This is a genomic window from Candidatus Cloacimonadota bacterium (assembly GCA_012522635.1).
Taxonomy (GTDB): domain Bacteria; phylum Cloacimonadota; class Cloacimonadia; order Cloacimonadales; family Cloacimonadaceae; genus Syntrophosphaera.
This window is the reverse complement of sequence record JAAYKA010000133.1, coordinates 1-9285: the sequence shown is the minus strand read 5'-3', so window position 1 is coordinate 9285 and position 9285 is coordinate 1. Positions and strand designations below refer to the sequence as shown.

At 50.7% G+C, this 9285-nt stretch carries 12 protein-coding genes; 9 read left to right on the top strand and 3 right to left on the bottom strand.

Features of this window, described 5'->3' with window-relative positions:
* The 8 genes from GX135_07090 to GX135_07055 form a co-directional block, all read left to right on the top strand.
* Window positions 1-1050: Nif3-like dinuclear metal center hexameric protein (locus GX135_07090; protein NLN85848.1), on the top strand; the 1050-nt coding region annotated here is incomplete at its 5' end.
* 425 nt (window positions 1051-1475) lie between these two features.
* Complete coding sequence (gene rplM / locus GX135_07085) at window positions 1476-1913, top strand: 50S ribosomal protein L13 (GenBank protein ID NLN85847.1); 438 nt, start codon at window positions 1476-1478, stop codon at window positions 1911-1913.
* Between the two features lie 3 nt (window positions 1914-1916).
* Complete coding sequence (gene rpsI / locus GX135_07080; protein NLN85846.1) at window positions 1917-2303, top strand: 30S ribosomal protein S9; 387 nt, start codon at window positions 1917-1919, stop codon at window positions 2301-2303.
* 163 nt (window positions 2304-2466) lie between these two features.
* Window positions 2467-3258, top strand: coding sequence for a 30S ribosomal protein S2 (gene rpsB, locus GX135_07075; GenBank protein ID NLN85845.1), 792 nt, complete (start codon window positions 2467-2469; stop codon window positions 3256-3258).
* A gap of 71 nt (window positions 3259-3329) precedes the next feature.
* Window positions 3330-3926, top strand: coding sequence for a translation elongation factor Ts (gene tsf, locus GX135_07070; protein NLN85844.1), 597 nt, complete (start codon window positions 3330-3332; stop codon window positions 3924-3926).
* 8 nt (window positions 3927-3934) lie between these two features.
* On the top strand, window positions 3935-4639 hold the full coding sequence (locus tag GX135_07065; protein ID NLN85843.1) for a UMP kinase: 705 nt from the start codon (window positions 3935-3937) through the stop codon (window positions 4637-4639).
* Between the two features lie 28 nt (window positions 4640-4667).
* Entirely contained in the window at window positions 4668-5222 is a 555-nt protein-coding gene (gene frr, locus GX135_07060; protein NLN85842.1) for a ribosome recycling factor, read from the top strand.
* A gap of 171 nt (window positions 5223-5393) precedes the next feature.
* Window positions 5394-5687 carry a hypothetical protein gene (locus tag GX135_07055; GenBank protein ID NLN85841.1) on the top strand — a complete coding sequence of 98 codons (294 nt, stop codon included), beginning with the start codon at window positions 5394-5396 and terminating at the stop codon, window positions 5685-5687.
* A gap of 70 nt (window positions 5688-5757) precedes the next feature.
* Here GX135_07055 and GX135_07050 read toward each other — a convergent pair whose 3' ends face one another.
* The 3 genes from GX135_07050 to GX135_07040 all read right to left on the bottom strand — a co-directional run bounded on the left by GX135_07050 (window position 5758) and on the right by GX135_07040 (window position 8806).
* On the bottom strand, window positions 5758-5934 hold the full coding sequence (locus tag GX135_07050) for a cytochrome C551 (protein ID NLN85840.1): 177 nt from the start codon (window positions 5932-5934) through the stop codon (window positions 5758-5760).
* Window positions 5935-6086: 152 nt separating this feature from the next.
* A complete protein-coding gene (locus GX135_07045) occupies window positions 6087-7367 on the bottom strand; it encodes a hypothetical protein (protein ID NLN85839.1) in 1281 nt (426 codons plus the stop codon).
* Window positions 7364-8806, bottom strand: coding sequence for a TldD/PmbA family protein (locus GX135_07040; GenBank protein ID NLN85838.1), 1443 nt, complete (start codon window positions 8804-8806; stop codon window positions 7364-7366). Before GX135_07040 ends, GX135_07045 begins: the two co-directional genes overlap by 4 nt.
* 191 nt (window positions 8807-8997) lie before the next feature.
* Between GX135_07040 and GX135_07035 the strand changes: the two genes are divergently transcribed.
* On the top strand, window positions 8998-9285 hold a 288-nt coding region (locus GX135_07035; protein ID NLN85837.1), incomplete at its 3' end, for an HIT family protein.

The window sequence follows — 9285 nt, the reverse complement described above, 5'->3', positions numbered from 1 at the left end:
TCGACGCTGGCATTGGATTGGGATAATGTGGGTCTGCTTTTAGGCGATCCCAACCGGGAATTCAAAAAAGTATTGCTTGCCCTGGATGTGACTCATAATGCGGCAGACATGGCGCTTGAAGAGGGCGCGGATCTCATCTTGTCCCACCATCCTCTCATTTTTCGACCCCTCAAACGAATAAACGATCCGCTTTTGCTGAAGCTGCTGGAAAACCGCATCGCCGTGATTAGCATGCACACGAACCTGGATGTGGCGCCTGAGGGAGTGAACCACGCTCTGGCAGCTAAACTGGGATTGCGGATTACGGGACATCTCACTTCCGAACAAGGCGGAAAATGGCATCATCTTTCCGTCACAGTGCCAATCGGACACACAGATCCTGTGGTGGAAGCAGTTTTCAAAGCTGGAGGCGGCAGGATTGGCAATTACAGTGGTTGTTCCACGCGACACCGCATCACCGGAACCTTTGCCGCGGAGGAAGGCGCAAAACCTTTCATCCCATCTGCTCCAAATCACGCGCTGACCACCGTTTCCGAGGAAGAGCTGGAATTTATGGTTTCCGAAAACGTCTTGCGCGATGTGATTTCCGCCATCCGCAAAGCGCATCCCTATGAAGTTCCACTTTTATATACATTTCCAGTTGCGAACCCCAATCCCGCCAATGGCCTGGGTTTGATTTGCGAACTGGAAAATCCCAAACCTCTCAATGAGATGTTGGAGCATGTCTCGCAATGCCTTGGGAACCCGCGCCCCAAATTGTGGACGGCGGGTCTGAAAGCTTCAAACCCTGTTTCCAAAATCGCCGTTTGCGGTGGTGCTGGCAGCTCTGTCATCAAGAATGCCGAAGGCAGGGTGGACCTGCTCATCACCGGCGACATCGGTTATCATGCCCTGCTGGAATCCCGCGTTCCCATAATCGATGCCGGGCATTTTTACACTGAATATCCCATTTTGGAAACCCTCAGAAAAAAATTGGAAGGGTGGGGGATTTCGGCTCAGGCAATGCCCATGGAAAAACATGAATACCGGCAGGGAGTTTGGGAGTTTTAAGAAACTGAATTCCCACCCAAAACCCTCCGCAATTTCCGTTTGTGAGGGATAACTTATTGTCAGAAAGCCGCTTCGCTCTTGCGTCGTGAAAGATTTCCACATGGTCGATATTCCCCGACCCCCCGACCGTGGACGGACTTTTGACGAGGGCGAGCCAAGTGGTTCTGAAGTTTGGAAAAAGAAGGAAGCGGAAGGTCCCTTGCCCGCAACAGGTTAGTTATCAAAAAATGCCTGCCGAAGTTCCCGATCTCGGTATATGATGTTAATGGGAAAATCCTGAGATAATCTGGAGCCAGGGCAGAGGGTTTGACAAAAAAAGATGAGGGCTTAGCTGTTTATGGTTCATACTTTGCACTAAATTCCTTGACATTGTCGCCATGTCCGAAATTGTGGCTTTCTGAACAAAAATCTATAAAGGAGAATCGATGAATACTCTCACTCCGAAGCCCGATGACATCCAGCGTGCCTGGTATGTTGTCGATGCCACGGATCTGCCTTTGGGACGCCTGTCCACCAGGATAGCGAGCATCCTTAGCGGCAAAAACAAGCCTTATTACGTGCGCAACATCGACACTGGCGATTACGTGATCGTGATCAATGCCGAAAAAGTGCGCGTCACCGGGCTCAAAAGCCTGCAAAAGAGCTATCAACGCTATAGCGGTTACCCCGGCGGCCTCAAGGAGATCCCTTTCGCAAAGATGCTTGAACAGCATCCCACCCGCATCATTGAACACGCCGTGCGCGGCATGATGCCCAAAACCGTGTTGGGAGACGCCATGTTCAAGAAACTCAAAGTCTATGCCGGCAGCGAGCATCCTCATGCTGCTCAACAACCGGTGGAACTTAATCTTAAGGAGAAATAACCTATGCAAACTTACAACGCAGTTGGCAGAAGGAAAAACGCCGTGGCCCGCGTGCGCATCGCTCCCGGAACTGGCAAACGCATCATAAACAAGGTTCAGATGAAGAAATATCTCCAGCGTGAAACCTTGGAAATGGTTGTGGAACAGCCTCTTCAGGAACTTGGCGTGAGCGACAGCTTCGACGTTTATGTGAACGTCACCGGCGGTGGCCTCAGTGGTCAGGCTGGTGCCATCCGTCACGGAATTGCCCGTGCTCTGGTGGAATACGACGAAAAATATCGCAGCAGCCTCAAAGCCCGCGGCTTTCTCACTCGCGACCCCCGCATGGTGGAACGCAAAAAGAGTGGAAGACCGAAAGCCAGAAAGAAATTCCAGTTCTCCAAACGTTGATCCGGGTTTTGGGGAGGATTTTCCTCCCCTTTGGAACCACATGGACAGCATTAAACACCAAACCAAAAAAATCGCGCCGGGAGTTGCAAGGCGGTGGGGAGCCCGATCCTCTGAATTGCTTAGATCCCAGCGCGGAAAAGCAACCGTAAGACAAGGAGAATAAATGTCCGTAGTTACCATGAAACAACTACTGGAAGCGGGAGTCCACTTTGGCCATCAGACCTTCAAGTGGAACCCCAAGATGAAGAAATATATCTTCATCAAACGCAACGGCATCCACATCATCGACCTCAAACAAACAGTCGATGCCATCAACGAAGCCTACCATTTTTTGAAGGAAGTTGCCAATCGGCAGGAATACATCCTCTTTGTGGGAACCAAAAAACAGGCGCAGGCAGCCATCAAGGAAGCAGCCGAAAAAGCCGGTGTTTTCTATGTTAACCAGCGCTGGTATGGTGGCATGCTCACAAACATGAGCACCATCCGTAAAAGCGTTGAAAAGATGAAGTATTATGAAGACATCGTGGCTGATGGCACCATCAACAATTACACCAAGCTGGAACAGCAAAAGATGCAGCGCATGCACGACAAGATTGAGTTTTCCCTGGGCGGAATCCGCGAAATGGATGCCCAACCGGGAGCCATCTTCATCGTGGATACCGGCTATGAAGACATTGCCGTGCGCGAAGCCCGCATTTTGGGCGTGCCCATCATCGCCATGGTGGATACAAACTGCGACCCCGACCTCGTGGATTATGTAATCCCCTCAAATGATGACGCCACCCGTGCCATCCAGTTGATTTCAGACCTGATGGCAAACGCCGTGGTCGAAGGCAAAAACATTGCCACTGAAGGCGCTGACACCACTCCTCAAAAAGAAGGAGAGGAAGAAATGCCGGAAGAGGTGGAACTTGCAGCCGCGCCCGCGGAAGCAGCCCCCACTGAAGAAAACTGATTCATTATCTATAGCGGGGAGGCTTGTGTCTCCCCGCCATACAATCAATAAATTTAGGAGTTTTTAAAATGATAGAAGTAACAGCCGCAATGGTGAAGGAACTGCGAGACAGGACCAGCGTGGGCATGATGGAATGCCGCAAAGCCCTGCTTGAGACAAATGGCGACATCGAAGCCGCAATCAAATACCTGCGCGAACGCGGGATTACCAAAGCCGAAGGCAAGGCTCTGCGTGAAACCAAGGAAGGAATCATTTTTTCCTACATCCACTTCAACGGCCGCTTGGGCGTGATGTTGGAGCTGAACTGCGAGAGCGATTTTGTGGCACGCACTGAAGAATTCAGAGCCCTGGCCGAAGAGATTGCGCTGCAGATTGCAGCCACAAATCCTCTGGCTGTCACAGCCGATCAGATTGATCCCGCCATTTTGGAAAAAGAACGCGAAATCGCCCACAACAAAGCTGTGAACGAAGGCAAAAAGCCGGAAATCATTGAAAAGATTGTGGAAGGCAGCGTTAAAAAATACTGTTCGGAACACTCGCTTATGGAACAGGAACTGGTTAGCGAAAGCGGTCGCACGGTGAAAGATATGCTCACAGACGCCATCGCCCGCACCGGTGAAAACATTCAGATTTCCCGCTTTGTACGTTTCGTGTTGGGCGGAGAATAAATAGAATCATGTCCCGGCGTTTTTTGCTCAAACTCAGTGGAGAAATCCTGGCCGGATCCCAGGGTTTTGGCTATGACGACAATGTGATTGATGTCCTCACGGATGAGATCATCGCTGCCAAAAAACTGGGTGTTGGCTTGGCAATCGTGGTCGGCGGCGGCAATATCTTCCGCGGCGGAAGCTGGAAAAACCAAAGCTTGGACCGGGTTGTGCTGGATCAAATTGGAATGCTTGCCACCATCCAAAACTCGCTGTATTTGGCTCAAATACTGCAGAGCAAAGGTCAGCCAGCGCAGGTTTTTTCAAGCTTCAGCATGGACGCTGTGGCGGATCGCTACACCGTGCGCGCGGCTTTCCAAGCCTTGGAAGATGGAAAAATCTGTCTCTTGGGAGGCGGAACATCGCATCCGTTTTTCACAACCGACACGGCGGCAGTGTTGCGCGCGGTGGAGCTGAAGTTGGATTTGGTTCTGAAGGGAACCAAGGTGGATGGGCTTTACGATGCCGATCCCGCCAAGAATCCAGATGCCAAGCTCATTCGCGACGCAACTTTTGACCAATGTCTGGAGCAAAAGCTGGGAGTTATGGACATGACAGCCTTTTCGCTGGCCCGTGATAACGGCATGCCCATCAAAATCTTCAACATTTCCAAACCTGGAGGCCTGGAGCAGGCCATCACAAATGCCGAGAGCGGCACCCTCATCCACCCCTGAAAAGCAGACGTTTAAAGGAGTTTAAAAAATGGAACAGCTAAAAGAAACATCAAAAGAGAAAATGGAAAAATCCTTCGAGGCCCTGCTGCACCAGTTTTCCAGGGTCCGTACCGGCAGAGCCAGCGCCTCCATCTTGGATGACGTGCGCATCAACTATTATGGCACGCCAACCCCGGTGAAGCAGCTTTGCAATATCTCCATTCCGGAGCCGCGCACCATCGTTGTGCAGCCTTGGGATAAAACCACCCTCGCGGATATCGAAAAAGCCATTCTGGCAGCCAATCTGGGCATCACCCCGGAAAATGATGGTAACGTGATCCGTCTTCCTTTTCAACCACTTACGGAGGAAAAACGCCGTGAGATTGTGAAAAGCCTGAAAAAATATGGCGAGGAAGCCCGTGTTGCCGTCCGCAACATCCGTCGCGAAGCGAATGAACAGGCCAAAAAAATGGAAAAAGATTCCGAAATCAGCGAAGACGAAGAGAAAAAGCTGCTCAAAGAGATTCAAGATATCACCGACGAGTGGGTTAAAAAAATCGACGAAGCTGAAAAAAGCAAAGAGAAAGAGATAATGGAAGTTTGACCCCGTCAGGCTTCTGATACAATACAGTCCGGTTTTAACACCGGACTTTTTTTGTGTTTACAGTCGGCGATGGGATTCGTTCTGGAACTTTGAGCTTGACAATCCTGCATCGGATACTATGCTTGTATTTTGATTTGAAATCAAGCTGAAATATCGTTTTGGAGAAAGAAAATGAAAGTTCGAATCGCGTTTGCCATTTTGATTTTACTGGGCCTCTTCGCCTGTGCCGGCATGGGCTCTGGAAACTCGGGTGAATATGGCTACCTCCTCCTTTCCGGCAGCATGCTGAACCGCGAAGCCCGGGTGGATGGAAACCTTGTGGGTGTGGATCCCGCTGACGACACACAAAGAGTGCGTCTCAAAGCCGGCAGCCACATTTTGGAAATCCGCTCTCAAAACAGGGTGCTGTTGGCAGAGGAAATCATCATCGAAGCGGGGCAGAGCAGCTCCGTCACCATTCCCTGATTATTTTTGGCAAAAAGAAAACCGCCGTCCAATCTGGGACGGCGGCGCATTGATCCATCAGCTTTTGGCTTTAGTTTGAGCCGCGCTGAAATCTGTTACGGTTAAATTGCTGCTTTTTTGCTTTACGGCATTCGGGGCAGCGCTGGGGTTCGTTGGTAAAACCTTTCTCCTGGTAAAATTCCTGTTCGCCTTCGGTGAACACGAATTCCTGGGAGCAGTCTTTGCATACCAATGTTTTGTCCGGCATGACTTTCTCCTTTCTTGTTCGGGACGTCTGACATTCGGGTATGAGGCTATCCCAGAACTAAAAGGAACAAGCTCAAGGAATGTTTATCCCACTTAATTGAAGCCGATTATATCACGGCTTTATCCTGTCAATATATTTTTTCAAAGTTTTAATCAGAAACCGGTTTTGTCAACAAAATTGAATCCGTCGATCAAGAGGGTCGGCATCATACCGATACTGGAAGTCAACTGTGGTTTTCCCAGAGCCAGGATCCTTCTGGTGGCATCGTGTGGGATCTCGTTGAAGCGCAGGTTGTTGACTGCATGCTTGATTTTTCCGTCCTCAAAGTAGAGCACGCCGTCGCGGGTCATGCCGGTGAATTCGCCAGCCTTGGCATCCACGGTGCGGATATACCAGAATCGGTTGATGATCAAGCCCCGCGGCACCATTGCCATCATTTCTTCCTCGCTGGTTCCTTCGCCGGGGATGTAGAAATTGTAGATGCTGATGGGCTCGGTATTTTTTTCCTTGGCCCAGTGCCTGTTTGTGGGCAGGTTTTTCAACACGCCGTTTTCCACCCAGCTGATTTCTTTGCAGGCAATGCCTTCCAGGTCCCAGGGCGAAGCTGAAAGCCGGGGTTCCTTCAGGGTGGAACGCAGGCTGAATTTGGGTCCGAAAAAGGCTTCGCCAAGCTTGCCGGTGTAGGGTGTGAAGCCTTCATCGCTTTGGCGCCGGTTCATCATCCAAGCCATGAACCAAAGCAGTTCTTCCCAGGCGCTGGGACGCAGAATCACTGGAATTTTCTCAGGGTCAAAATCGTGCAGATCCGCCAAACTGTCAGCCTGGCTGCCCAAGCGCTGAAGTTCCTGTTCCAGTGAAAATCCACCAAAATCTTTCGCGCTGTAGGAAACCTTCGTTTCCACGGCATCTTTTTTCAGGGTCATGGAATGACCGAAGGTGGTGTTTGTATCGTAGCCGGCGAATCCGTTTTTTGTAAACAATCCCATTTCCCAAAGGTGTTTTTCGGTCATGCCGGAAACCATGGCGCCCCAGGTTTTGGCTTGGTCGATGGATTTTCCCACGATTTCAACCATCTTCTCGGGAGCGAGGTCCCGGGTTTCGGGATCGCAGTTATTCACTTTGGGCAGTTTCTGAAGTCCCATGCTGGGCATATATTCCGGGTCGGGGCGATTGTAACGCGCGATTCCCTCGGCTGTGCGAATGAGGTGTTTCAGGGTTTCCTCGTCACCTTGGTTCACTCTGCAGGATCCGGTTTGCTGGCCAAAAGCAACTTCGAGGCTGATATTCAGGCTGGGGCCAGCGATATGCTGGGTAATGGCGTTTTGGGCAAAACGGGTTTCATGGCTGTCGCCAAGGTCTATGTTCAGGGTATAATCGTCTGCCTGACAATTGTTTTTAACGAATTGGGCGATTTTTTCGAAGAGTGGGTTCATTGTGAACCTCCCACACGGATATTGCGGAATCTGGCTGTGCTGGCACCATGCGTCATGCGCGCGGGTTGGCTGGGCTGTCCCTTGCCACAATTTATCACGCCGAAAGGACGCCAGAAACGCTGGTCACAAATGGCGTCGCAGCTATTCCAGAATTCCGGATTGTTGGATTTGTAGAGCACTTTTTTCAGCGGGCGATGCAGTTTTCCGTTCTTTATTTCCCAGAAGAAATCGCCGCCGAATTGGAAATTCACGCGGTGTTGGTCGATGGAAAAGCTGCCCTGACCTTGGATGTAAACTCCATCTTCGGTGTCCGCAATCAATTCGGAGGGGCTCAGTTCCTCTTTTCCAGGCAAAAGATATAGGTTTGGAATGCGGTTGATGGGCTGGTCATAATAGTAGGTGGCGCGGTTGCAGCCGCGGGAGCTTTCCAGCCCGATTTCCATGGCGGTGTCGCGAGTGCTGCCATATTCGTTGAGGATGCCGTCTTTGATGATGAACCATTTTTGTCCGGGCACGCCGTCATCGTCAAAGCCTGCTGTGGCAAGCCCTTCGCAGAGGGTGTTGTCTCCCATGAAGTTGACAATCTCGCTGCCATAGCGGTAGTTCTTCAGCTTTTCCGGGGTGGCGAAGGAAATGCCGGCATAGTCGGCTTCCCAGCCCAAAACGCGGTCCAGTTCGGTGGGATGTCCCACACTTTCGTGCATGGTGAGTCCGAGGTGGATGGGATCCAAAATCAGCGTGCGTCGCTGTTCCGGACCCAAGGGTTCGGCTTTGACCTTGATCAGGGCTTCCTCTGCCACCTGTTTTGCCTTTTCAATCAGGTCCAGGCTTTCAATCCACTCCCAACCGGTGGCACGACCACCATCGTTAAAACTGCGGCTTTGGCTGTCGCCGTCGTGAACCGCGGTGGCAGTCATCATCGGTGTAATCCACTGCGTGTTCAGTTCCAGCCTGCTGCCCAGTGTGCTGCCAAACAGTTTTTCATCCCGGTGCATCACCAGATAAAACATGGCGCGGCGAATTCCTTCAAAAGACAGCATGGTGCGGTTCGCCTCCAGCATCAGGTCAATCTTTTCCTTCAGCGGAATGCAAGCGGGGTCTTTAAGTACGGGGGTTTCATATTTGGCGATGTAGCTCCGCTCCGGGGCCAGCCTCAGCTTTTTGTCCCGGTTCACCGTGGCGGAAAGTTCGGCAATGCCGGCGGCACGTTTCACCGTTGCCAGCACGGCCTCATCCGAAAATACGTTGGAATGGGCAAAACCCCAGGCGCCATTTTTGAAAAAACGAACACCATAGCCGTATAAAACACTGTTGGAAGTGTTTTTCAGGCTGAGGTTTTGCAGAAAGATCACCTCATCGGTGGTCTTTTGAACGCGGATGTCGGCATATTCCGCGCCGAGACTTGCAGCCGCGTTCATGGCCAGATCGAGATATTTCATCAATCCTCCCATTTGGATTATTTTTCTCACGATTCATGAGCCCACAGATGAAAATGCCAATAATTTCAGAAAAAATTGGTGCGCCAATGCTGTCAAGGTGGATTTTACCATTGACAGCAATGCGAGGTTTTCACAATGATTTCAACAGTTGGAATTGTCTGCCTAACAATCAGATGGAGGTTATAAAAAACATGAACTGCCCCTTTTGCCAGATTAAAAAAGAAAACATTTTGGTGGAAAACGAACATTTTCAAGCCATAGCGGATATTCGCCCTGTTTCCAAAGGACACAGCCTCATCGTGTCAAAACGTCACGTGGCGGATTTTTTTGAACTTTTGCCCGAGGAAGCCATCGCGCTGCATGAACTCAGCCTGATGCTAAAGCAAATGCTGACAGAGAAATACCAGCCCGATGGATTCAAGCTTTTGATGAATTGTGGCAAAGCGGCAGGGCAAACCGTGTTTCATTTCCACATGCAC

Coding starts and splice junctions, on each gene's coding strand:
- rplM (NLN85847.1), top strand. CDS start 1,476: ATGAATACTCTCACTCCGAAGCCCGATGACATCCAGCGTGCCTGGTAT.
- frr (NLN85842.1), top strand. CDS start 4,668: ATGGAACAGCTAAAAGAAACATCAAAAGAGAAAATGGAAAAATCCTTC.
- GX135_07055 (NLN85841.1), top strand. CDS start 5,394: ATGAAAGTTCGAATCGCGTTTGCCATTTTGATTTTACTGGGCCTCTTC.
- rpsB (NLN85845.1), top strand. CDS start 2,467: ATGTCCGTAGTTACCATGAAACAACTACTGGAAGCGGGAGTCCACTTT.
- GX135_07045 (NLN85839.1), bottom strand. CDS start 7,367: ATGAACCCACTCTTCGAAAAAATCGCCCAATTCGTTAAAAACAATTGT.
- GX135_07040 (NLN85838.1), bottom strand. CDS start 8,806: ATGAAATATCTCGATCTGGCCATGAACGCGGCTGCAAGTCTCGGCGCG.
- GX135_07050 (NLN85840.1), bottom strand. CDS start 5,934: ATGCCGGACAAAACATTGGTATGCAAAGACTGCTCCCAGGAATTCGTG.
- GX135_07065 (NLN85843.1), top strand. CDS start 3,935: ATGTCCCGGCGTTTTTTGCTCAAACTCAGTGGAGAAATCCTGGCCGGA.
- rpsI (NLN85846.1), top strand. CDS start 1,917: ATGCAAACTTACAACGCAGTTGGCAGAAGGAAAAACGCCGTGGCCCGC.